The sequence below is a fragment of the Serratia sp. CY38905 genome, from assembly GCF_052168875.1.
In the GTDB taxonomy this organism is placed as follows: Bacteria; Pseudomonadota; Gammaproteobacteria; order Enterobacterales; family Enterobacteriaceae; genus Serratia; species Serratia sarumanii.
In genome coordinates this window covers 1-23606 of record NZ_JBJNLV010000024.1, presented here as the reverse complement: position 1 = coordinate 23606, position 23606 = coordinate 1, and the positions used below count along the sequence as shown (strand labels likewise).

Below are 23606 nucleotides of genomic sequence, written 5' to 3'. Positions count from 1 at the left end.
CTGGTACGAGCGCTGAACAAAATGACGAAAGCAGGTATGCCTGAAAGCGTGCGTATTGCCTGAAAACACAACCCGCTACGGGGGAGACTTACCCGAAATCTGATTTATTCAACAAAGCCGTTAAAGACTTCAGAGAGTCTTCTGATTACTTCATCAACCAGAAATCAAGCCAGTCTGGAAACATCACTGATAACAATGCATCTTCTCGGGTTGATCAATTTTCTGCCTCTTTGGCCAGTGCGAAAAATAGCTATGACCAGTACACGACGAGCAAAACACGTAGCCATGAGTATAGTGAGATGGCCTCACGAACAGAAAGCATGAGCGGCCAGATGAACGAAAACCTGACTCAACAATTTGCTAATTTCGTACAGAAAAATGCCCCACAAAATGCTGAAGCTATTCTTACTGACACGTCTTCACCTGAAATCGCTGCCCAAAGGGAGCAACTGGCTCGTGAATTTGTGAAACAACAGGTTGAACCAAAAGTCGATGAGGCGTACCAGGAGGGCAGAAGAAACATTGGCGCAAATATGCCATCAGTTTCTGAAGGTAAAGGAAGCGGTACAGTATATGCGGACTACAACTCTCACGGTGATAGTATCGATGAGATGACCAAAAATGCAGGTATCAAAAATGATGTTCACCAATCGGTTGAACACATGGTTAGCGAAAACCAGCAAGCTCATAAGGATAGGCAAGATAGCATACATAAGCAGGAGGATGATGTTCAGAATGAACACACTCGTCTGAAAAACCACCATAATTTGGAAGGAAATAAATTTGAGAAAGAATACAATGACAAAAAGGCTGAACAGAGAGCACTTCCTGGAGCGGATACAAGAGACGAACTCCTAGCTAAGGCCCAGGAATTTGAGCGGAAGCATAAACCCTAACTAAGGGGGAGGAAAGTAAAATATGAAAACGATTGCTTTGCTACTTATTCAGTGTATATCGTGCCTATTAGCAGGATGGCGAGTATCAGAAACTATTTTTATAGTATTAGCATCCGCGATGTGGTTGTTGGTGTTCAAATATGTTTTCATTAAAGTTGGTGCGAAAACAAAACGCCCAGTAGCTGATGTTAGTAATCTTTATCTTGTTCTGGCCGGGGTCTGTTGTATTGTTAATCCCATTGCCTGTTTGATGAGTATTGTTTTATACCCACTTTGGGTTATGAATAAAGCACTAAAGTTTGCATCTGTGAAATTTAGTAATGATAATGAAAGTGCATTCGAAAATGGGACCGGCAGGAATTATGTCGGGAGAACGCAATCGTTGACGACCTTACCATACAAGGAAATGTTCTCCGAGCGAGAGTTTATGAGTTATCAGCTTGAGCATTGTTCTGACGGTTCAGTCAACCTCGACCAACCTAATAGTACATGTAGCAGTGCTATGGGGTCATATGGAAATGAGATATCTATAAGTACCCATGATATTAATCCTGCGAGTGGGCTTCCTATGATTGAAAATGTAGACGTTGCAGGAAACGTGTATGGTATAGATCGGAATCATTAACAAATGATAAAGCTAATTTGACTACTAAAACTCAGCAGGGAGAGTGGCTGGTTTTAAAAAATGCCCCCTCAAATTTGGCCTATCAATTATGGTGGTTAGTTGGTAGGCTAAAAATACACATACGAAATTATTAGTGTATTAATTTTAATAAATTTCCACTCAAATAAAAAGTTGGATATAGTAACTGCGCATTCTGGATGCAGAAATGGAATGTGTATGTCTCATAATGATTATGGCACAAGGAATTTGTATGCAATTAAATAAATTGATGACTGTTATGGTCGTCAGCTCTGCGCTGGTGTTATCTGGATGTAGTGCAATGGGAACCGCCATTAAAAAGAGAAATCTGGAAGTAAAAACCCAGATGAGCGAAACAATCTGGCTGGAACCTTCAAATAATAAGACGGTTTATCTGCAAATCAAAAATACCTCCGATAAGGATATGAGTGGCCTGCAGGCAAAAATTGCCAGCGCTGTCACTTCAAAGGGATATCAGGTCGTCAGTAACCCCGATACGGCGGGCTACTGGATCCAGGCGAATGTGCTCAAGGCCGATAAAATGGACCTTCGTGAGTCTCAGGGCTGGTTAAGCCGGGGTTATGAGGGCGCTGTGACTGGCGCCGCTCTTGGGGCGGGGATTACCGCTTACAACTCCAGTTCCGCGGGAGCAACCCTGGGAGTAGGGCTTGCAGCCGGTCTGGTCGGAATGGCGGCTGACGCGATGGTGGAAGATGTGAACTACACCATGATCACCGATGTTCAGATCGCGGAAAGAACCAAAACACAGGTTCAGACTGATAACGTGGCCGTATTACGTCAGGGAACATCCGGAGCAAAAGTGCAGACAAGTACTGAAACGGGTAATCAGCATAAATACCAGACTCGCGTCGTCTCTAACGCGAATAAAGTTAACCTCAAGTTCCCTGAAGCCCAGCCTGTTCTTGAAGACCAGCTGGCAAAATCGATCGCTAATATCCTGTAAGCGTTCTATTCCACGGCCCGGGTACTCCGGGCCAGACTGGCATCACCTTTCCGGCGTGTCAGAATTCATTCGTCAAATAATCAGTTAATTCCACATCTAAACGGTGAACAGTTGCGCAATTTATTTGTGCATCTGTGAGGCGCTGCCGCCTTCGGCGGAGTCTTTTCGTCTTTATTTGAACAGAGGTTATTTATGACAATATCTGTGCCTGTCAGGTCTCTTGATACACATGAACTGATGCCTGGCGATATTTACCCACATCCTGCAGCGGGGGGAATTTATTCCCTGTCACATCGCGAGGTCTGTTCTCTCTTCAGTGACCACATCATGTATATCTGCAGCGCGTTAGTTATTCTTCTGCTTGTTTTCATCGCAGGTGTCTTTTTCCGAAAAATAATGACGTCTTCCGTGGAGCGTAAGCGAAACACGGCGTCAGTTATTTCCGATGCAAAGCCAGAAGTACAGAGCAAACCGGAATACTTCCATCTTTCCATATGTGTGGAAGGCCCGGCCAGCATGGATGACTCCGCCTTGTCCTCTCTTGCCTCCCGTGTTGTCCGCGAAGCAGAAAATCTGTATATCCCCGGCGTCAATCGCCGCGACAGCGCTGACGACGTGTTTGCCTGGTCCGTGCAGACTCAGTTTCCTTCTGACAGGCTCTTCGGCACACGGATTTTCCCGTCAACCGGCTGGTTTGAACGTCCGGATATGATTAAACATCCGGTGAAATGCTACTGCGTCTGCCTGCAGTACACGACTGAAACATTGCCATCCACATTGTATGCCCTGGTCGATGAGGCCGGACGGCAGGTGGCGAAGTCGTATATTAAAGGCGGGCACTGCCCTGGCTCAGAGGGCTATACCTTCTGCATAACCTCTTAATAGAAGTCAGTATCCGGCCTGGCCATCAATGGATCCGGGCATGACTGTAATCCTGTTTTGTGCCGGTGTATTTCCGCTGATTAATTTGTCCTTCCGACCCTAATACTTTACTGACGGATTAGTGCCATGAGTTTCAATGCCAAAGATATGACGCAGGGCGGTCAGATCGCCAATATGCGCTTTCGCATGTTTGGTCAGATTGCCAATATTATTTTCTACGTGCTGTTTATTTTATTCTGGGTGCTGTGCGGGCTGATGCTGATGTACCGGCTCAGCTGGCAAACCTTTGTGAACGGCTGCGTATACTGGTGGTGTACGACGCTGGGTCCGATGCGCGATATTATTCGTTCCCAGCCGGTATACACCATTCAGTATTACGGCCAGTCGCTGGAATATACCTCAGAACAAATCCTGGCCGATAAATATACTATCTGGTGCGGAGAGCAGCTGTGGACCAGTTTCGTCTTTGCAGCCGTGGTTTCTCTTGTTATCTGTATCGTGACGTTCTTCATCGCCAGTTGGGTGCTGGGCCGCCAGGGGAAACAGCAGAGTGAGGATGAGAATACCGGCGGGCGCCAGCTTTCCGATAAGCCCAAAGAAGTGGCCCGCCAGATGAAGCGTGATGGTATGGCCTCCGATATTAAAATTGGCGATCTGCCTATTCTTAAAAACTCCGAAATCCAGAACTTCTGCCTCCACGGTACCGTAGGTTCCGGTAAATCAGAAGTGATCCGCCGGCTACTGAACTACGTGCGTGCACGTGGCGATATGGCCATCATTTATGATCGCTCCTGTGAGTTCGTCAAAAGCTATTACGACCCGTCACTGGATAAAATCCTCAACCCGCTGGATTCGCGCTGCGCGGCCTGGGATTTGTGGAAAGAGTGCCTGACGCTGCCGGACTTCGACAACATCTCCAACACCCTTATCCCGATGGGTACCAAAGAAGACCCGTTCTGGCAGGGTTCCGGTCGCACTATCTTTGCCGAAGGCGCGTACCTGATGCGTGAAGACAAGGATCGCAGCTACGAGAAACTGGTCGATACCATGCTGTCCATTAAAATCGACAAGCTGCGCGCCTATCTGCAGAACACGCCGGCAGCGAACCTGGTTGAAGAGAAAATTGAGAAAACGGCCATCTCCATTCGTGCCGTGCTGACCAACTACGTCAAGGCTATTCGCTACCTGCAGGGCATTGAGAAGAACGGCGAGCCATTCACTATCCGGGACTGGATGCGGGGTGTCCGTGAGGACCGACCCAATGGCTGGTTGTTTATCTCCTCCAACGCTGACACCCATGCCTCCCTGAAGCCGGTTATCTCAATGTGGCTGTCGATTGCTATCCGCGGCCTGCTGGCGATGGGGGAGAACCGTAACCGGCGTGTTTGGATTTTCGCTGACGAGCTCCCGACGCTGCACAAGCTGCCGGACCTGGTCGAAATCCTCCCGGAGGCGCGTAAATTTGGTGGTTGTTATGTGTTCGGTATTCAGTCCTATGCCCAGCTGGAAGACATCTATGGTGTTAAGCCTGCCGCCACGCTCTTTGACGTAATGAACACCCGGGCCTTCTTCCGTTCACCCAGCAGGGAGATCGCGGAGTTTGCTGCCGGTGAAATTGGCGAAAAGGAAATCCTCAAGGCCAGCGAGCAGTACTCCTACGGTGCTGACCCGGTGCGTGATGGTGTATCGACCGGGAAAGAAAAAGAGCGGGAAACGCTGGTCAGTTACTCCGATATTCAGACGCTGCCTGACCTGTCCTGTTACGTCACGCTGCCCGGGCCGTATCCGGCCGTGAAACTGGCCCTCAAATACAAGCCGCGTCCGAAAATTGCCGAGGGATTTATTCCTCGCACTCTCGATGCGCGGGTGGATGCACGGCTCAGTGCTCTGCTTGAGGCCCGGGAAGCTGAAGGCAGCCTTGCCCGGGCGCTTTTCACGCCGGATGCGCCGGAACCCGGGCCAGCTGATACAGACAGTCACGCCGGTGAACAACCTGAGCCGGTCAGCCCGCCTGCGCCAGCTGAAATGACGGTATCTCCTGCACCGGTAAAAGCGCCGCCGACAACAAAGCGTCCGGCAGCGGAGCCTCCCGTCCTGCCGGTCACGCCCATACCGTTGCTCAAACCAAAAGCAGCCGCTGCTGCCGCAACAGCATCATCTGCCGGTACCCCTGCTGCAGCTGCAGGCGGGACAGAACAGGAACTGGCGCAGCAGTCCGCGGAACAGGGACAGGACATGCTGCCGGCCGGCATGAACGAGGACGGTGTCATTGAGGACATGCAGGCGTATGCCGCCTGGCTGGCAGATGATCAGACACAGCGGGATATGCAGCGGCGTGAGGAAGTCAATATCAACCACAACCACCGGCACGATGAGCAGGATGATGTCGAGATTGGAGGGAATATCTGATGCTCAGTTTCAGCCAGGTTAAATCGGCGGGCAGTGCCGGTAACTACTACACAGAGAAAGACAATTACTACGTCATCGGGAGCATGGAGGAGCGCTGGCAGGGTAAAGGCGCAGAATTGCTGGGACTTGAAGGAAAGGTAGACAAGCAGGTCTTCACGGAGCTTCTGCAGGGAAAACTACCTGATGGCAGCGACCTGACCCGGATACAGGATGGCGTGAATAAGCACCGGCCCGGTTATGACCTGACGTTCTCGGCACCGAAAAGTGTATCGATGCTGGCTATGTTGGGCGGCGATAAGCGTCTCATCGATGCTCATAATCGCGCGGTAACAGTAGCTCTTAACCAGGTGGAGTCCCTTGCTTCCACACGGGTAAAGAAAGATGGCGTGTCTGAAACAGTCCTGACCGGGAATCTGATTATTGCCCGCTTTAACCATGATACATCGCGCGCTCAGGATCCACAGATACACACACACAGCGTGGTTATCAACGCGACACAGAACGGCGATAAATGGCAGACGCTGGCCAGCGATACCGTCGGTAAAACCGGGTTCTCCGAAACCATACTGGCCAACCGCATCGCTTTCGGAAAGATATACCAGAACTCTCTCAGGGCCGATGTTGAGTCTATGGGTTACAAGACAGTCGATGCGGGTCGGAATGGCATGTGGGAGATGGAGGGCGTGCCGGTTGAGTCGTTTTCCACGCGCAGTCAGGAACTCCTGGAGGCTGCAGGACCCGATGCCTCCCTGAAGTCACGGGATGTGGCCGCGCTCGATACCCGCAAGTCGAAAGAAGCCATCGATCCGGCAGAAAATATGGTGGAGTGGATGAACACGCTGAAGGAGACCGGGTTTGACATCCGGGGGTACCGTGAGGCCGCCGATGCGCGAGCCGCAGAGCTGGCCCGTGCACCTGCCGCGCCGGTGAACACTGACGGTCCGGATATCACGGATGTGGTGACGAAAGCGATTGCCGGTCTCAGCGACCGCAAAGTGCAATTCACGTATGCCGACCTGCTGGCACGCACGGTCGGCCAGCTGGAGGCGAAGGACGGTGTGTTTGATCTGGCGAGAAAGGGCATCGATGCCGCCATTGAACGGGAGCAGCTTATCCCTCTCGATCGCGAGAAAGGCCTGTTCACCTCAAACATCCACGTTCTCGATGAACTCGCCGTCAAAGCCCTGAGTCAGGAGGTGCAGCGCCAGAATCATGTCTCCGTCACGCCCGATGCGTCTGTGGTGCGCCAGGTCCCTTTCAGCGATGCCGTCAGCGTGCTGGCGCAGGATCGCCCGGTAATGGGTATCGTTTCCGGTCAGGGCGGTGCAACCGGCCAGCGGGAGCGGGTGGCCGAGTTAACCCTGATGGCCCGGGAGCAGGGGCGTGACGTCCATATCCTGGCGGCCGATAACCGCTCACGTGATTTTCTCGCCGGTGATGTGCGTCTGGCCGGGGAAACGGTGACCGGTAAATCCGCCCTGCAGGACGGGACGGCGTTTATTCCGGGCGGAACACTCATCGTGGATCAGCCGGAGAAGCTGAGCCTGAAGGAAACGATTTCCCTGCTCGATGGCGCGATGCGCCATAACGTGCAGGTCCTGCTCTCCGACAGCGGGAAGCGCAGCGGGACCGGCAGCGCGCTGACGGTGCTGAAGGACAGCGGCGTGAATACGTATCGCTGGCAGGGGGGCCATCAGACCACAGCCGACATCATCAGTGAACCGGATAAAGGAGCACGCTACAGCCGGCTGGCACAGGAGTTTGCCGTCAGCGTACGTGAAGGGCAGGAAAGCGTGGCCCAAATCAGCGGGACGCGTGAACAGAGCGTACTCAACGGCCTTATCCGTGACTCCCTCAGACATGAGGGGGTGCTGGGTGAGAAAGACACGACCATTACAGCCCTGACGCCGGTGTGGCTGGACAGCAAAAGCCGGGGCGTGCGGGATTATTACCGGGAGGGGATGGTGATGGAACGCTGGGATCCGGAGAACCGGACGCACGATCGCTTTGTCATTGACCGGGTGACCGCGAGCAGCAATATGCTGACCCTGAAAGACCGGGATGGGGTCCGTCTGGATCTGAAGGTTTCCGCGGTCGACAGCCAGTGGACGCTGTTCCGGGCAGATACACTGCCGGTGGCAGAGGGGGAACGTCTGGCGGTGCTCGGGAAGATACCGGACACACGCCTGAAGGGCGGGGAAAGCATCACGGTGATGAAAGTGGAGGAAGGGCAGCTGACGGTACAGCGGCCGGGGCAGAAAACCACGCAGACCCTGGCCGTGGGCGCGGGCGTGTTTGACGGTATTAAAATCGGCCACGGCTGGGTGGAAAGTCCCGGCAGGTCGGTTAGCGAGACGGCAATGGTCTTTGCGTCGGTGACGCAGCGTGAGCTGGATAACGCCACCCTCAACCAGCTGGCGCAGAGCGGAAGTCATCTCCGGCTGTACTCGGCGCAGGATGCGGCGCGCACGACGGAGAAGCTGTCGCGGCATACCGCCTTCAGCGTGGTCTCAGAGCAGCTGAAGACCCGATCCGGCGAGACGGACCTGGATGCGGCCATTGCGCAGCAGAAGGCCGGACTGCGTACCCCGGCAGAACAGGCCATTCACCTGGCCATCCCGCTGCTTGAAAGTGAGAAACTGACCTTCTCCCGGCCCCAGCTGCTGGCGACGGCGCTGGAAACCGGGGGCGGGAAGGTTCCGATGGCGGACATCGACACGACCATTCAGGCACAAATCAGGTCGGGGCAGTTGCTGAATGTACCGGTGGCGCACGGCTACGGCAATGACCTGCTGATTTCCCGTCAGACCTGGGACGCCGAAAAAAGCATCCTGACCCACGTGCTGGAAGGTAAAGACGCGGTGGCCCCCCTGATGGACCGCGTGCCGGCCAGTCTGATGACGGACCTGACCGCCGGACAGCGGGCGGCGACCCGGATGATTCTGGAAAGCACGGACCGGTTCACGGTGGTTCAGGGGTATGCCGGGGTGGGGAAAACCACCCAGTTCCGGGCAGTCATGAGTGCCATCAGTCTGCTGCCGGAAGAGACCCGTCCGCGCGTCATCGGTCTGGCGCCGACGCATCGCGCGGTCGGGGAAATGCAGAGTGCTGGCGTGGATGCGCGCACGACGGCATCGTTCCTCCACGACACGCAGCTGCTGCAGCGCAATGGCCAGACACCCGATTTCAGCAACACCCTGTTCCTGCTCGACGAGAGCTCAATGGTGGGGCTGGCCGATATGGCAAAAGCCCACTCCCTCATCGTCGCCGGCGGTGGACGGGCGGTGTCCAGTGGGGATAACGACCAGCTGCAGCCCATCGCGCCGGGCCAGCCGTTCAGGCTGATGCAGCAGCGCAGCGCCGCCGACGTTGCCATCATGAAAGAGATTGTACGCCAGATGCCTGAGCTGCGACCGGCGGTCTACAGCCTGATTGAGCGGGATGTGCACCGCGCCCTGACCACCATCGAGCAGGTCACGCCGGAGCAGGTGCCGAGAAAAGAAGGCGCATGGGCGCCGGGCAGTTCTGTGGTGGAATTCACGCCAAAGCAGGAAAAGGCGATAGAAAAGGCGCTGAGCGAGGGGAAAACCCTGCTGGAAGGTCAGCCCGCGACGCTCTACGAGGCGCTGGTGAAGGACTATACCGGACGGACCCCGGAGGCACAGTCGCAGACGCTGGTGATCACCCATCTGAATAAGGACCGGCGGGCGCTGAACAGTCTGATCCATGACGCACGGCGGGAGAACGGGGAAACCGGCAAAGAGGAAATCACACTGCCGGTGCTGGTCACGAGTAACATCCGTGACGGTGAACTGCGCAAACTGTCGACCTGGACGGCTCACAAGGAGGCGGTGGCGCTGGTTGATAACGTATACCACCGTATCAGCAAGGTGGATAAGGATAATCAGCTGATCACCCTGACAGACAGTGAAGGAAAGGAGCGATATATCTCACCCCGGGAGGCATCGGCAGAAGGCGTCACGCTCTATCGTCAGGAAAAGATAACCGTGTCTCAGGGGGACCGAATGCGCTTCAGCAAAAGTGACCTGGAGCGCGGCTATGTGGCCAACAGTATCTGGGAGGTGCAGTCTGTTTCGGGTGACAGTGTCACGCTATCTGATGGCAAACTCACCCGTACGCTGACCCCGAAGGCGGATCAGGCGCAGCAGCATATCGACCTCGCCTACGCCATTACGGCTCACGGCGCCCAGGGGGCCAGCGAACCGTATGCCATCGCGCTGGAAGGGGTGGCCGGTGGTCGGGAACAGATGGCCAGCTTTGAGTCTGCCTATGTGGCTTTATCCCGCATGAAACAGCATGTGCAGGTATACACCGACAGCCGTGAGGGCTGGATAAAGGCCATCAAGCATTCACCTGAGAAAGCGACGGCGCACGATATTCTGGAACCCCGTAACGACCGGGCGGTGAAAAGCGCCGATCTGCTGTTCGGGCGGGCAAGGCCACTGGATGAAACCGCTGCTGGCCGGGCAGCCCTGCAGCAGTCCGGTCTGGCACAGGGAAATTCACCGGGAAAATTCATTTCTCCGGGGAAAAAGTACCCTCAGCCGCATGTGGCGCTGCCGGCATTTGATAAAAACGGGAAAGCCGCCGGTATCTGGCTCAGCCCGCTGACCGATCGGGACGGACGGCTGGAGGCTATAGGCGGAGAGGGAAGGATTATGGGCAATGAAGACGCGCGGTTCGTGGCGCTGCAGAACAGCCGCAATGGTGAAAGCCTGCTGGCCGGGAATATGGGAGAGGGGGTCAGAATGGCCCGCGACAATCCCGATACCGGGGTGGTGGTGCGGCTGGCCGGTGATGACCGTCCCTGGAACCCCGGGGCCATTACCGGCGGACGGATATGGGCTGAACCGGCGCCGGTGGCTCCGGTACCGCAGACCGGGGCTGACATTATCCTCCCGCCAGAGGTTCTGGCGCAGCGGGCGGCAGAAGAACAGCAGCGCCGGGAAATGGAAAAACAGGCGGAACAGACTGCCCGGGAAGTGGCCGGGGAGGCGCGTAAAGCCGGCGAGCCGGCGGACCGGGTGAAAGAGGTTATCGGGGACGTCATTCGCGGACTGGAGCGTGACCGGCCGGGTACGGAGAAAACGACGCTACCGGATGATCCTCAGTTCCGGCGCCAGGAGGAGGCGATTCAGCAGGTGGCCTCAGAACGTCTGCAGCGTGAGCGTCTGCAGGCTGTGGAGCGTGACATGGTTCGTGACCTTAACCGCGAGAAAACCCTCGGGGGCGACTGACGCGCCTGCGGCTTGTCTGCTCCGGCAGCCTCCCCGATTAAAATCGGGCAGTCTGCCGGAGCGCTAAAAGGAAAAAAAACATGAGAGCACAACACACATTTCCAGGCGCGACAGACAGCTGGCTTCAGCGCCTGCTGACCTGGACACCGGGACAAACGGATATGATTAAAACGGTCGCACTGGTACTGATGGTGACTGACCACACCGGCTTACTGCTGGCCGGAAACAATGAAGTGATGCGCCTGCTGGGACGTGGTTGTTTTCCGCTGTTCGGTCTGGCATGGGGAATGAATCTGGCACGGCACGCGGAAATACGCCAGTCTCAACTGAACAACCTGTGGGGCTGGGCGCTGGTCGCCCAGGTGGCGTTTATGCTCATCGGGTACCCGTGGTATACCGGGAATATTCTGTTTGCCTTTGCCGTTACGGGCCAGGTCCTGCGGTGGGTCAGCCAGCCGTCCTGGTATTACACCCTCCTGGCGGCTGGACTGCTGGTCACCTGGATACCCCTGTCAACCGGCAGCTACGGCATGGCAGGAGTGGGCATGCTCACCGCCAGCTGGCTGCTTTGTCGCGCACAGCATGCACCGGAACGGCTGGGATACGGGGTGTTGTGGGCCCTCATGGTGTTGCTGATGAATATGCATGACGTGAGTGAATCAGTGGCCGGGCTGGCGATTGCGCTGCTGACGCTGATGGTGTGCTCATCTGCCGGAGAACGTGTGAAACGCTTCTGGCCGCGGCAGTTCTTCGTGATGTTCTATGCCGTGCACCTGGCGGTACTGGGTATTGTCGTCTCAATGTGAACGCAGGAGCAGGAAAGGGCGATGTCGTTCAGGTATAGTAGCTTTTATTAACTGAACGATAGGCAATTGTTATGGCAGAAGAAAAACGCCCTGTACTGAGCCTGAAACGAAAACCGGCGGAGAACAGCACGGCCCCCGCAGAGGCAACCCCTGCTCCTGGTGTGGTGCGCCGAAAGAAGGTCGTGGTGGTCTCGTCCCCGCCGGCCTGGAAGGCAAAGAAAGCGAAACTTGAGAAGGCTAAACAAGCGGCCGAAGCCGACGCGCGCAACGCTGCGCCGGCGCCGGATAAAGCGGTAAAGACGCCACCTCCGGTGCGTTATCTTCGCCTGCTGCCGCCGGAACAGGCCATCATGACCCTGAAGGCATTCTGGCCACAGCTGTTCGACGGAAACTCACCCCGTCTGCTGGCGACGGGAATGCGCGAGCAGCTGTTTGCCGACATTGTGAACCGCGACCTGCCGCTGTCGCATAAACAGGTCATTAAGTGCCTGAAGAGTCTGACCCGGTCTGCGGGCTATCTGTCCCGGATGAAGGTGGGGGCCTCCCGCTATGATCTGCAGGGGAATGCCGTTGCGACCGTCACTGCAGAGGAAGCGCAGTACGCCAGTGAGCGCATGATGAAAGAACTCCTGCGAACTGAGCGTATGCGGAGCCAGTCTGCTGAGTAAATACAATCGAGGTGAGGATATGGATTTTGAAGCGCGGAAACAAAAGGCGCTGGCGATAATGGCCAGCCGTAAGATGTGGAAAAGCAATTATGCACCGCCTCTGATACGACTGATGTGGCGGCTGGGGATAAACATTCCCCCGCCGCCGTTTGCTCCGTTCTGGCAGGTTTTTTGCGTGATGACAAGCTCTTTCTCCGTCGGATATGGGCTGTGGATGTACTGGATGGTGTGGCGGACCTAGGGGATGCCCCCCTTGTTCGCTTGCAAAATAAATTTTATCTCGGGTGTGTTATTTGGCCTGACGATGGCACTGTTTCATCTGTGGCGACGAAAGGTGAATAAATTACCTGACTGGAAAGATTTATAACGGAATAAATATAGGCTGTCAGGTGTGGGATATTCCCGATCTGACAGAACCCACATCCTCTTAAATAACATTAACCCTGTATGGTGCGGTTATTATATGTGACTGCGTCAGTAGTGGTATTACTCCTGCCCGGAAAGGTCTTTTGTGTTTCTTATTGTCTCATAGTCAGAAAAGCATATTCAAACGAAAGAGAGGTAAAAGGGTGAAAGGCTTTGTGGCTGAGGCGTGTGTGTTGACCGGGTATGGCAGACGAGAAGAGTGACAAGCCGTTCGGTACAGTGAATGGCCGCTTCGGGACTGCCTCGTCACGGTGGTATGTGACGCTTATAAGTGCTCAGTTTTCAATTTAAACCATCCACTTTCAGCATTTAACTGATTTCAATATTTTCATTACATCACGACGTGCGATTTATGAAATGCACGGGCTTTAATATCGTGCGTTAATCATCAAATAAAAAGGAATATTACTATGTTTAAATATTTTATTCTGCGCACACAGCAGCAGCTGTTCTGTTATTTCTGCGGCATCGTGCTTGCGATGGTTCTTATGCTCCTGTTCCCTTCTGTTTTCCGGGGGAGTGGGTTTTATCTGCTTTTATCGTCTGTTGTGCTGTTCTGGGCAGGTCTTGTCCTTTATACCCGTCACATCGACCGGATGAGAAAGCCAATCAGAAGAGGGACAGAAAGATGAGGAAGACGACAGGAAAACGCATCGGGAAAGAAAGGAACATCAGGGAATAAAATACATGGCAAAGATATTAATGATGGCAGGCAGCATTATTGTTGTGCTGAGTCTGCTGGGGTTTCTGGTGCTGCTTCTGAAAGGACGCGCAGTAACGCAGACTTCCCCGGTTCTGATGTCACTGAAAGCCCTGGGTATTCGCCCCTCAGAGGCTGAGCAACGGTTGTGTCGCCAGCGGGTCTGGGTGGGTAATGACACACTGTTGACGCCACGGGAACAACATTTTTTCAGGGCATTACTGAGGCATACCAGCCGAAAGCGCTGGCTGTTGTGTCCTCAGGTCCGGGTGGCAGATATTGCCACACTCTCTCCCCATATCAGGCCACGTTCCCGGACCTGGTGGCAACTCTTCCGGATGGCATCACAGTGGCACTGCGATGTGGTCATCGTTGACATCCATACCTTCGCTATCATCGGCGCAGTTGAACTGGAAGATGCCTCACACCTGAAAAAACACCGTATCCGGCGCGATATTCTGCTGGAAGAGGTTCTGAGGCAGGCCGGTATTCCACTACTACGCGATCGGGATTCAGAGAGGCTGGTAAGAAGGGTCGGAGAGTTTCTGAAATACCGGGAAGCCGGTGCTGAAGAAAAATCCATAACCGTTATGAAATCAACGACAAAGCATAGCGAACACAAGGAGAAAGAAAAATGATTATCGCCGCCGAAGTGAAACGTGATGAACAGGGGTACTGGACACATCCTGCGCTGGTACGAAGTGGCTGTGAAACTTCCGCAGAATTAAGTTACTGGCTCAGAACCCATAAACTCCAGTGCTTTGTGATGACAATGCGCGATGAAGCGCCTGAAGCTTTCGCTGCCGGATTTACGGATGAAGCCCCGGATGCCCGTGGCTGGATACCGGAGCCACCGGATGATGATGGCTGGTTTCTGGGATCTGTCCACGATACCGGCGACGGACCCGTCTGCTACAGGTTTCGTCATACCACAAAATCCTGACGCCTCCGCATCGCGTCGTTGTCCAACCCCGGGAACGGGGAAAAGCCAGTTTCCCCGCTCCCGGCGTTTCTTAAACACCCGTTAAGGAAATACTGTGAAAAAAATGAACCGTACGCTCCGCAGATGTTGTCTGTCCGGGCTTATCAGCCTGTCTTTGTTTGCACCAGTTCCGGCCGTGTATGCCGCCAGCATCGAGACGGGGTATTCGCCGGAAGGAACGGCTCTGCAGCTGGTCCTGAAGACTATTAATTCTGCACAGCAGGAAATCCGGCTGATGGGCTATTCCTTCACCTCACCCGAAGTCGCCGGCGCGCTTGTCAGGGCAAAACAGCGTGGTCTCGATGTGAAAGTGGTTCTGGACTGGAAAGCCAATACAGGCAAGCAAAACAAGGCGAGTCTGGCGGCCATGAATCTTCTGGTCAATGCCGGTATCCCGGTTCGCACAGTGTCGCAGTACAAAATCATGCACGATAAAGTCATTATTGCTGACGGCCGTAATGTTGAAGTGGGGTCTTTTAACTACACTCGAGCCGCTGATCGGTTCAATTCAGAGAATGTGCTAGTCGTGTGGGATGAACCAGTCGTTGCTCAACGCTATCTGCAGCACTGGCAAACTCGTTGGGAGATGGGAAAAGACTGGAGTTCCTCGTATTAACCTCCTCGCTCAATAGCCTGCTCATTGCGCCAACAAGGGCAGGTTATATAACAAAAAATAACGTAACTCTCGCTGCATCCAGCGACGTGTAGTATCTTTGTTCAAGTATTCAGTTATATGCTTGAGGAGGCAGAGATGTCACAGGTCGTTAAAGGAGTTACTTCCTCATCTAAACGTCCCTATAGGAAGGGCAACCCTGTTTCTGCGGCAGAACGTCAGCAGAAAGCTGTTGCCCGAAAAAAAGCGACGCACAAAGAGGTGAGAGTATTTGTGCGGGACAAGCTTAAAAACCAGCTTCAAATCATGTGTGAGAATGAAGGAATTACTCAGGCAGCAATGATTGAGAGGCTGATTGAAAGGGAATCTGCGAAACTAGGAATCGACGTAACGACGTCACATTCTTGATCATGCCTGCTATGAGTGCTAGATTACTGAACGTTTAGAATTCTTGGCTGGCCACACCATAAGGTGGCAGGGAGCTGGTTTTGTGGATGTTTACCCGGAACCAGAAAGTAAAAACCCCGATAATCTTCTTCAATCTTGGCGGACAGAAAAGATTAACGGGGCCCTCATAAACTGCATAGAACGTGTTGCTCTATGCAGGGAGTATAGATTTATGCTCAGAAAAGTTCAAGACCTTCTGTGCTCACTCCTTCCGCGCAACATAAGCGCAGGAAGCGGTGACTGATCATAACCAACAAAGCTCACGCAAGTATGTTCAGGTAAACAATCCTGCACCTGTTTTCACGGTTCCCCTGGACTACACTCCCTGGCCTTTCTCGCTGAAACTGAGCGAAGCCAGACTGAAGTGTCTGGCCGCCAAAAACAGCGGCAGGGAGAGTGCAGATGAGTAATGCGCACAATCCGCAACACTGGAGTCAGCTGGATACGGAAGAACAGATCCGTTTCTGGCAGGGGGTAGAGGACGGCCATGTGGCATCTTTTCTGGTTTCCCCGGAGAAGAAATCTACCCGTCGCCGGCGCGGCGAGCACTCCACAAAACCCAAATGTGAAAACCCGACCTGGTTTCGACCGGAGCATTACAAAAAACTGGGTGGCCAGCTGGGGCACGCCTATAACCGTCTTGTTCAAAAAGATCGCACCACTGGTGAGGTGCGACTGCGTATGCACGTATCGCTTCATCCGCTGTACGTCAGGGAACGCCGTCGGGCTGGCCGCCGGTATGGCTTCCGGCCGGAAAAGCAACGTCTGCTGGATGCTATCTGGCCAGTGCTGATCAGTTTCTGTGATGCCGGCAAGCTGACGGTCGGTATGTGTATTTCTCGTCTGGCAAAAGAACTCAGCCAGAAAGACAGTCATGGAAAAGTTATTCCGGAAACAGAGGTAACAGTCTCACGTCTGTCCCGGTTGATTGACGAACAGGTCCGTTTTGGTGTCCTGGCTGTATCTGAAGAAAATAGCTGGGACAGGGAATCCCGTACCTGGCTTCCTAAATACGTCTATATCACCGCGTTAGGGTTTCAGATGCTGGGAGTGGATCTGGAAAAACTTGATGCGGAACAACAAAAAAAGCTCCGGCAAAGCGAAGAGCATCGTCGTCTTATCGAGGAGGGGATTCTGCGTGAAGATGAGGAGATCTCCCCGCGTGCAGCACGTGAGCGCTGGTACCGTCAAAAAACTCTCGATGCACTGAAGTTCCGTCGGCAGCGTGGCGCCGAACGTAAACGAGCTAACCGCCTGGCCAGATATTCTCGTGAGCGCCAGATTCACGAAATGTCGCTTCATATCCTGAAGACAATGCCGGCAGACGAGGCTTACTGGTGTACAACGGAGCGGCTGCAGCAGCTGGCCATTCAGAACCTGTATCAGCTGGAGCTGGCCCTGGCTCCGCCGTCCTGACGGATATCATTTAGCTATTTTTTCTATGCCCCTGCCCGGGGCTTTTGGCGTTTGTCCGGATTCATGAAATTGCCTGGTTTTTATCCATCTGACGTTCCGGCCGTCGGACCATCGCTGGTTTTAGCACGTATACCCTGTGACGTTCGCACCAGGTTTTCACTTATCCACAAAAACCCGCAAATGAATAAACAGGGAATTTAGCAAAAGGGTAACAGCAAACCTGCAAAATAGTCTTACCCCCCCTTTTTTAATCCCCTGCATTGCAAGCAGCAGGGAGATCTTTTGTCTTTGCCGGCTCTGTGAATAACTCAGTGAGGCCTTCGCTTACAGCGGCCGCAAGCGTCCGCGTCGCTCAGATAAAAGTAGCTCCCATCGCTTCGCGACGGGCCCCGGCCGGAGAAGCGCATTAGTTACAGCATTCAAAAGGAAATCCATCATAAAACCGGCGCCGGTTTGCCGGCCAGGTGCCCCTCCCCACCACTGAAAAGCGCCGCCGCCCCCGGCCGAAGGCCGGGAGTAGTGTCGCTTTTAATGATGGGTGTTGTAACTATTCTTCTTCATCGCTGTGGGTGGAGCTGCGGTCGGTTGTCTGGTACACGCTCGTAAGCGGCCCTCCGGCCCGCTAACGCGGAGATACGCCCCGACTGCGGCTGTCGCCTTGTCGGGACCACTCCGACCGCGTACAGAGGCGTCTGTGATGTTTTAAGCGGGTATGGCTTATCAGGGCGGGGGAAGGGATTGGCAGAACCTGTCAAAACAGCAGCCGGCTGCGCCGGGTAACGGCGCCATTTACCCGCGGTACTCCATTCAACTTCAGCTGGCGCCTCCATGCCGCTGACGCGGCATCCGGAAGTTTCCCATGCTGTAGACTTTAACGTCTGCTTTGTGCCAAGAACGGAAGTAGCCCACAGCACTTAGTGTTAACTAACGGGGTGCAGGTCACAGTATGTGATTATATCCAGCATGACTTGAAAAAAGGTTGAAATCACTATATATAGTAATTAACCCATTTCTACTTTGGCATATATAGTGCAAATGAACCCATTTCGTGTTTTGTGCTTAGACGGTGGTGGAATGCGTGGTGTTTATCAGGCCACGTACTTACAGACTTTTTCTCAAAGGCTAAGTCAGACAGGTTTTAAACAGTCTGACCCAGGTTCTGCCTTCGATCTACTGGTAGGTACCAGTACAGGAGGGATCGTTGCCTGCGCATTAGCCTCTGGTATTCATCTTGAGAAGGTTCTTGAGCTTTACCAGACTTACGGTAAAGATATTTTCCCACGGCAGCGACTTCGTGCCCTTCCTTTTGTAGGTAAATACGTTCGCGGGTTATGCTCAGGACTAGCTTCAGGTGACTTTGCCTTACGCAAAGTTCTTAAAGATACCTTTGGTGAAGAAACTATCGGCAAAGTTTATGAACGCCGCGGGATCGGTTTAGCCATCACTACTTTAGATTTAAATCGTCACTCCTCAACTGTATTTAAAACACCGCATATGGCTCGCCTAAATGGACGAGACAATGATCGACTACTGGTTGATGTATGTATGGCAACTAGTGCTGCACCTATCCTCCGATCAATTGCACGCCTTGAGGAGCCAGGCTCTGGCGGAGCAATCGTCGATTACATTGACGGTGGGCTCTGGGCTAATAATCCAGGTGCTGTAGGTATGATAGAAGCCCATGAAATTCTCCAGTGCAGGGGCGAGACTGAACGCCCTGTGCATTTATTCATGCTGGGCACTCTTCCTGTCCAGGGAGGTGAGGAACTTGCCAGTAGCAGTATGCTGCACCGTGGTGCTTTGGGATGGTCTGCCGGCCTCAAAGCAATCACTGCGAGTATGAATGCCCAGGCGGTTGCTTGCGATTATATGGCTCGGAAAATTGCCGAGTTGAGAGGCAATGGCAGTTTTGCATACAGAATGCCAGCTCAGTGCCCCTCTGGGGAGCTACACAAATACCTCGAAAATATGGATGACGCACGCCCAAGAGTACTAAATGCATTAGCCCGGCAGGCAGTGTCCGACGTTGATCACGCATGGGCTCTGGCCGAATCGAATAATCACATGAAAGAATTTCGAACCGCCCTGTCGATTAAATCTAAATCTCTGGGAGATCAGCATGACGTTAATTAACTGCAATAAAGAAATGAAAGGGTATCATTCAGAAAAAGTAACTCTGTCAAATACCGACCAGTCTGAAATGCGTGACCGTCGTGATAATGGAAGAAAACGGCTCGAAAATGGCCTGATTCGCTTATCCCATCCATTGCCAAAAGACTTTAGCTCTCAAGGTTCTTATGCAATGCGCACCATGGTGCAGGACGATTTATGTGATTACGACATCGATGACGGAATTTATTTCAACAAAGAAGACCTTAAAGATGGAGACGGTAATTATCTTGGTGCGCAGGATGCACGAAAGCTAGTTCGAAAAGCGTTGAAAGACGACAGGCTGGCCTATGATGCCGTTGTCAAGACAAATTGCGTCCGCCAACTCTACCCTGATGGTTATCACATCGATATCCCAGTATACCGTTCATTTATCACAAAGGACTTTTGGGGTAACGAAACAACTGAATATGAGCTCGCCAGTGGCGATGAGTGGACTAAATCTGATGCCCGTAAGGTTACACGGTGGTATAACAATGCTGTTGCTTCAGAGCTTAAAACTGGTCAGGCTGATACCAGCCAACTTCGCCGTGTTACAAAGCTGACCAAGAAAATGGCTCGCTCCCGTACCTCATGGAAAAAGAAAACCACAAGCGGTATTTGTATTTCGAAATTAGTTGTAGATCATTTTGTTTGTCAGGCTGGCCGAGATGATGATGCTTTACGTGAAACGTGGAAGGTCATCAAATCTCGGCTGACATATAGCCAGCGCATAGAGCATCCAGTGTTTGCAGATAAGAATCTTGCAGAAGAAAATGATGAGGCCGTTATTTTCTTTCAAGAATGCCTAACTGAGGCGCTAAATGCACTTGAAGTGCTTGAAGAGTATAATTGCACTCGTGAAAAAGCCGCGCTTGCCTGGGATAATGTTTTCAACACTGATTATTTCAGTACAGAAATCGCTCAGGACACCAACATGTCCAAATCTCTCATGCGCCCAGCTGTCAGCGCATCGGCATATCTATCCTTCCCCGCTCACCCCGTCACACCTAATAAATCAGCGGGGTTTGCATGATGAGTTGGTTACTGGAGAATCCTGCGCGCTTTTTGCATGAGCAGAAGGAGCTCAAACGCCTTGAGAGTGAGCATGAATGGCTAAATATGGCTCTGCGCTTTCAAAGTGATGGTAAGTTGTCAGTGGAAATAAATATGACTATTCATGGTCGTATTTATGAAGGGAAGATGACTTATCCTGATTCGTTTCCAGATTCTCCACCCTATATTCGTCCCAGAGACCGTTCCGAAAGGTGGTCAAACCACCAATATGGTGAAGGGGGGTCACTGTGTCTGCAATGGCGAGCTGATAACTGGCAGCCTGACATAACCGGGGCGGATATGGTACTCAGTGCATTTGAGTTACTGAATACAGAGCAGCATCCCGAACTACCAAATTCAGTCCCTTCAGCACATCGTTTAACAGAAGGCCAGATTTTGCGGGGTTCGATCCGGCGCTTAATACTAACCACCGATATCATGGAAGCTTGGAATAATCTCCCCCCTCTATCCAGCGCCAGTTTAAAAACAGCTACCCTGTTCAGTTCTGACAAGGCTGTAACATTCATCACTCAGATTTCCGATGTAGATAATAATTTAAAAAACGTCGAAGACGTTCCACAAAGTCTTGGATCACTCACTTACTTACTTTCACTATCCGGAGAAGGATGGGTGTTCAAAAGTGAAGGATTTGACTTGAAATTGAAAATTAAATCTGCAGAAGATTTAATTCAGGCGATAACAAATGAGGGCTTTGATACAGTAGACATTCTGGTTCAGGAAGATAATAAGTACAAGGCCAGAACGATAGTGTTACTAGGTCGAGATGGCTTGTCATTGAGAACTTTTTACCTTAACCCTGGTGATGAACCCACCATACACGAATTCAGTATTATTTGGCCTTCATCCACAGAGCTTAGGTTATCAAAGGAATCACAACGGCTGACGAAGATCAGAATCGGAATAATTGGCCTAGGCTCAATGGGTAGTAAAATCGCAACATCGCTTGCCCGGTCAGGAATAAAGCGATTTTTGTTAGTTGATGATGATTACCTAGCTACCAGCAATATAGTGCGTCACGAGCTGTACTGGAATCATGTTGGCAAACATAAAGTTGAGGGCGTAAAAAGTGCACTTTCACTGATTTCTGCGGGTATTGAAGTAGATGAAAGTATTATTCGTCTGGCGGGACAAGAATCCTCGGTATTTATGGCTTCTATCCTTAATGACCTTTCAAAATGCGATCTGCTTATTGACGCAACAGCAAACCCCGAGGTTTTTCTTCAGTTATCCGCTCTTGCGAAACGCTATAAGATACCGCTGTGTTGGGGGGAAATCTTTGCAGGAGGGTACGGGGGAATGATTGCTCGTTCCCGCCCGGGTTATGACCCAAACCCTTTGGCCGTTCGCGACGCATTTTATAGTCATCTTTCAACTCTTCCTAAAGCGCCTTTTGATAGCGCCCAAAATTACGATGGCAGTGAAGAACAGCCTCTGACCGCATATGACAGTGATGTTGGATTTATCGCTACAGCACTAACCAGGCTTGCTATTGATACAGCATTATCAAGAGATCCCAGCGTATTCCCTTACTCTCTATATTTACTCGGCATGCGTTGTGAGTGGATTTTTGAGCAACCTTTTGACACGCATCCAGTCCATGTGTCTGGAGCTGGATGGGATACCGATGACACAAGCGTCAGTGAGGAGGATCGTTTAGCTGCCCTACAAGCGATACTGCAAATTTATGAAGGAGAGGAACGTGCTGAACCTGATACTTCCGGCTGAACAACAGGCAGTTATAATGGACGCTCTATCTAAAGCCGGGCGCCGCGAAATTGGTGGGGTTTTAATGGGGGAACATATTGGACCTAATGAATTTATAGTACGTGAAATGACAGTACATCGTTGTGGTGCATTTGCCTACTTTGTCAGACGGCTTGATGAAGCAATCAGTGGGTTCAGTAAATTTTTTAACGAAACAGGCCATAATTATCAGATATTTAACTATATCGGTGAATGGCACTCCCACCCGTCTTTTGAACCGTACCCCAGCAGTAAGGACGACAGATCCATGCTTCAAATTGTTCAGGATAAAAAAGTTGGGGCAAACTTCGCGGTCCTTGTTATTGTCAAATCAGGTTCGAAAGGTGAGCTAATTATAACTGCTCACACCTATCTCCCAAATGGAACGAAAAGCGAATCAGAAATAACTTTGTTATGACCCTAGCCCCGAATATACTCCAGTCATAATCAGGAATAACCGGCTTCTGACCCTGGCCTAAATTCAGTGCAGTGCTAAATCAGAGATCTTCGTCTTTCCGGAGAGTTCGGATGAATTCAGCCGGAGTCATGTCATTTAATGATGAATGCGTTCTCTCATGATTATATTCCCTGCGCCAGTTGTCGAGTTTGTCATGCGCATCTTCCAGTGACAGGAACCAGTGAATGTTCAGACATTCGTCCCGCAGGCTGCCGTTAAATGACTCAATAAACGGGTTATCGGTCAGTTTCCCGGGACGGGAGAAGTCCATCGTGACACCTTGCTCATACGCTCATTTATCCAGGCTTTTCGAGATGAACTCGCTGCCGTTATCCGTCTGGATACGTACCGGCAGGCGTTTATCCAGCACCCGTAATGCTTCCACTATGCTGACCACATCCTCGCCTTTCAGCGATTTTCCAACATGGATTGCCACACACTCCCGACTAAAATTATCCACTACAGTCAGCGCCCGGAAACGTCGTCCATTAAACAGATTATCCGACACGAAATCCATACTCCAGCACTGATCGACACCGGTCAGGACCGGACGTTGCTGACGATGTGCTGCACTGACATGCCCGCAGGGGCGCTTTTTTGCGCAGGTTGAGGCCTTCCAGACAGTAAATCCGGTGTGTTTTCTTGTGGTTAACAGGTCAGCCTTCCCGCCGCAGCTGAATATGAATACGCGGGCAACCTTAGCGGATCCGGGTTTCCGCTATTTCCCGGATACGCAGGGTTATCGCCCGATCATCCCACCAGCTCTGCCAGTGGTAAACGGTTCTTAGCTTTTGGTTAAAATCACAAGAAGAGTTTATGAAAACATACCATTGAAATGACTGTTTTTTTTTAGGATAATAAATAAAAAATGGTGAATTTATGGACATAATTCAAGAGTTAACGAAAGCTGGTATTACAGTTGCCACAACTCAATTGTTCAACAGAGTGTTTGCACTCTGGGACAGAACAAATCTGAACGCTCGCAGATTAGTAAGAGAGTTAAATAGTAGAGCATATATTAACTATCTTGAAAAACATGTTTCACGGGTAGTTAGTTTAAGAACTATTCAC

18 protein-coding genes and 4 pseudogenes are annotated in these 23606 nt (G+C 52.1%); 21 read left to right on the top strand and 1 reads right to left on the bottom strand.

The features are described from left to right. Nucleotides 1-95 precede the first annotated feature (95 nt). From ACJ8MK_RS25000 to ACJ8MK_RS24905, 20 genes and pseudogenes are all read left to right on the top strand, one after another. Nucleotides 96-896 (top strand): annotated as a pseudogene (locus ACJ8MK_RS25000) (conjugal transfer mating-pair stabilization protein TraG); the annotation flags it as partial. Nucleotides 897-918: 22 nt separating this feature from the next. Beyond that, nucleotides 919-1521, top strand: coding sequence for a hypothetical protein (locus ACJ8MK_RS24995; RefSeq protein WP_071604857.1), 603 nt, complete (start codon nucleotides 919-921; stop codon nucleotides 1519-1521). A gap of 250 nt (nucleotides 1522-1771) precedes the next feature. Further along, nucleotides 1772-2503 (top strand): conjugal transfer complement resistance protein TraT, encoded by a 732-nt coding sequence (gene traT / locus ACJ8MK_RS24990; protein ID WP_016831056.1) that lies wholly within the window; start codon nucleotides 1772-1774, stop codon nucleotides 2501-2503. A 192-nt stretch (nucleotides 2504-2695) separates the two neighbouring features. Further along, nucleotides 2696-3385 (top strand): hypothetical protein, encoded by a 690-nt coding sequence (locus ACJ8MK_RS24985; protein WP_072159541.1) that lies wholly within the window; start codon nucleotides 2696-2698, stop codon nucleotides 3383-3385. 126 nt (nucleotides 3386-3511) lie between these two features. Beyond that, nucleotides 3512-5794, top strand: a complete 2283-nt coding sequence (traD, locus tag ACJ8MK_RS24980) for a type IV conjugative transfer system coupling protein TraD (protein ID WP_016831058.1) — start codon at nucleotides 3512-3514, stop codon at nucleotides 5792-5794. Then, entirely contained in the window at nucleotides 5794-11052 is a 5259-nt protein-coding gene (traI, locus tag ACJ8MK_RS24975) for a conjugative transfer relaxase/helicase TraI (protein ID WP_442518116.1), read from the top strand. Before traD ends, traI begins: the two co-directional genes overlap by 1 nt. An 80-nt stretch (nucleotides 11053-11132) precedes the next feature. Beyond that, on the top strand, nucleotides 11133-11858 hold the full coding sequence (traX, locus tag ACJ8MK_RS24970; protein ID WP_016831060.1) for a type-F conjugative transfer system pilin acetylase TraX: 726 nt from the start codon (nucleotides 11133-11135) through the stop codon (nucleotides 11856-11858). Nucleotides 11859-11929: 71 nt separating this feature from the next. Next, nucleotides 11930-12526 (top strand): fertility inhibition protein FinO, encoded by a 597-nt coding sequence (locus ACJ8MK_RS24965; RefSeq protein WP_016831061.1) that lies wholly within the window; start codon nucleotides 11930-11932, stop codon nucleotides 12524-12526. A gap of 19 nt (nucleotides 12527-12545) precedes the next feature. Next, nucleotides 12546-12893, top strand: a pseudogene (locus ACJ8MK_RS24960) (DUF6404 family protein). Nucleotides 12894-13362: 469 nt separating this feature from the next. Beyond that, nucleotides 13363-13560: pseudogene (locus tag ACJ8MK_RS24955) on the top strand (hypothetical protein); the annotation flags it as partial. Nucleotides 13561-13639: 79 nt separating this feature from the next. Continuing rightward, nucleotides 13640-14290, top strand: a complete 651-nt coding sequence (locus ACJ8MK_RS24950) for a DUF2726 domain-containing protein (protein ID WP_029498344.1) — start codon at nucleotides 13640-13642, stop codon at nucleotides 14288-14290. Beyond that, nucleotides 14287-14595: a hypothetical protein gene (locus ACJ8MK_RS24945; RefSeq protein WP_016831065.1), complete on the top strand. Its 309-nt coding sequence runs from the start codon at nucleotides 14287-14289 to the stop codon at nucleotides 14593-14595. The genes ACJ8MK_RS24950 and ACJ8MK_RS24945 overlap by 4 nt, the downstream gene beginning before the upstream one ends. A 103-nt stretch (nucleotides 14596-14698) precedes the next feature. Next, nucleotides 14699-15250 carry a phospholipase D family nuclease gene (locus ACJ8MK_RS24940; RefSeq protein WP_029498342.1) on the top strand — a complete coding sequence of 184 codons (552 nt, stop codon included), beginning with the start codon at nucleotides 14699-14701 and terminating at the stop codon, nucleotides 15248-15250. Nucleotides 15251-15385: 135 nt separating this feature from the next. Then, nucleotides 15386-15655 carry a replication regulatory protein RepA gene (locus tag ACJ8MK_RS24935; protein ID WP_016831067.1) on the top strand — a complete coding sequence of 90 codons (270 nt, stop codon included), beginning with the start codon at nucleotides 15386-15388 and terminating at the stop codon, nucleotides 15653-15655. Nucleotides 15656-15866: 211 nt separating this feature from the next. Beyond that, nucleotides 15867-15938 (top strand): RepA leader peptide Tap, encoded by a 72-nt coding sequence (gene tap, locus ACJ8MK_RS24930; RefSeq protein ID WP_071786674.1) that lies wholly within the window; start codon nucleotides 15867-15869, stop codon nucleotides 15936-15938. Between the two features lie 158 nt (nucleotides 15939-16096). Continuing rightward, nucleotides 16097-17110 (top strand): plasmid replication initiator RepA, encoded by a 1014-nt coding sequence (repA, locus tag ACJ8MK_RS24925; protein WP_016831068.1) that lies wholly within the window; start codon nucleotides 16097-16099, stop codon nucleotides 17108-17110. A 1035-nt stretch (nucleotides 17111-18145) separates the two neighbouring features. Beyond that, entirely contained in the window at nucleotides 18146-19243 is a 1098-nt protein-coding gene (locus ACJ8MK_RS24920) for a patatin-like phospholipase family protein (protein WP_015632529.1), read from the top strand. Beyond that, nucleotides 19230-20294, top strand: a complete 1065-nt coding sequence (locus ACJ8MK_RS24915; RefSeq protein WP_015632530.1) for a cyclic GMP-AMP synthase DncV-like nucleotidyltransferase — start codon at nucleotides 19230-19232, stop codon at nucleotides 20292-20294. Before ACJ8MK_RS24920 ends, ACJ8MK_RS24915 begins: the two co-directional genes overlap by 14 nt. After that, nucleotides 20291-22060 carry a ThiF family adenylyltransferase gene (locus ACJ8MK_RS24910; RefSeq protein ID WP_015632531.1) on the top strand — a complete coding sequence of 590 codons (1770 nt, stop codon included), beginning with the start codon at nucleotides 20291-20293 and terminating at the stop codon, nucleotides 22058-22060. The genes ACJ8MK_RS24915 and ACJ8MK_RS24910 overlap by 4 nt, the downstream gene beginning before the upstream one ends. Then, nucleotides 22035-22496 carry a Mov34/MPN/PAD-1 family protein gene (locus tag ACJ8MK_RS24905; RefSeq protein ID WP_032433950.1) on the top strand — a complete coding sequence of 154 codons (462 nt, stop codon included), beginning with the start codon at nucleotides 22035-22037 and terminating at the stop codon, nucleotides 22494-22496. The genes ACJ8MK_RS24910 and ACJ8MK_RS24905 overlap by 26 nt, the downstream gene beginning before the upstream one ends. 79 nt (nucleotides 22497-22575) lie before the next feature. Here the strand turns inward: ACJ8MK_RS24905 and ACJ8MK_RS24900 are convergent. Then, nucleotides 22576-23353, bottom strand: a pseudogene (locus ACJ8MK_RS24900) (IS3 family transposase); the annotation flags it as partial. A 61-nt stretch (nucleotides 23354-23414) separates the two neighbouring features. Here ACJ8MK_RS24900 and ACJ8MK_RS24895 point away from each other — a divergent pair. Further along, nucleotides 23415-23606: hypothetical protein (locus ACJ8MK_RS24895; RefSeq protein WP_442518115.1), on the top strand; the 192-nt coding region annotated here is incomplete at its 3' end.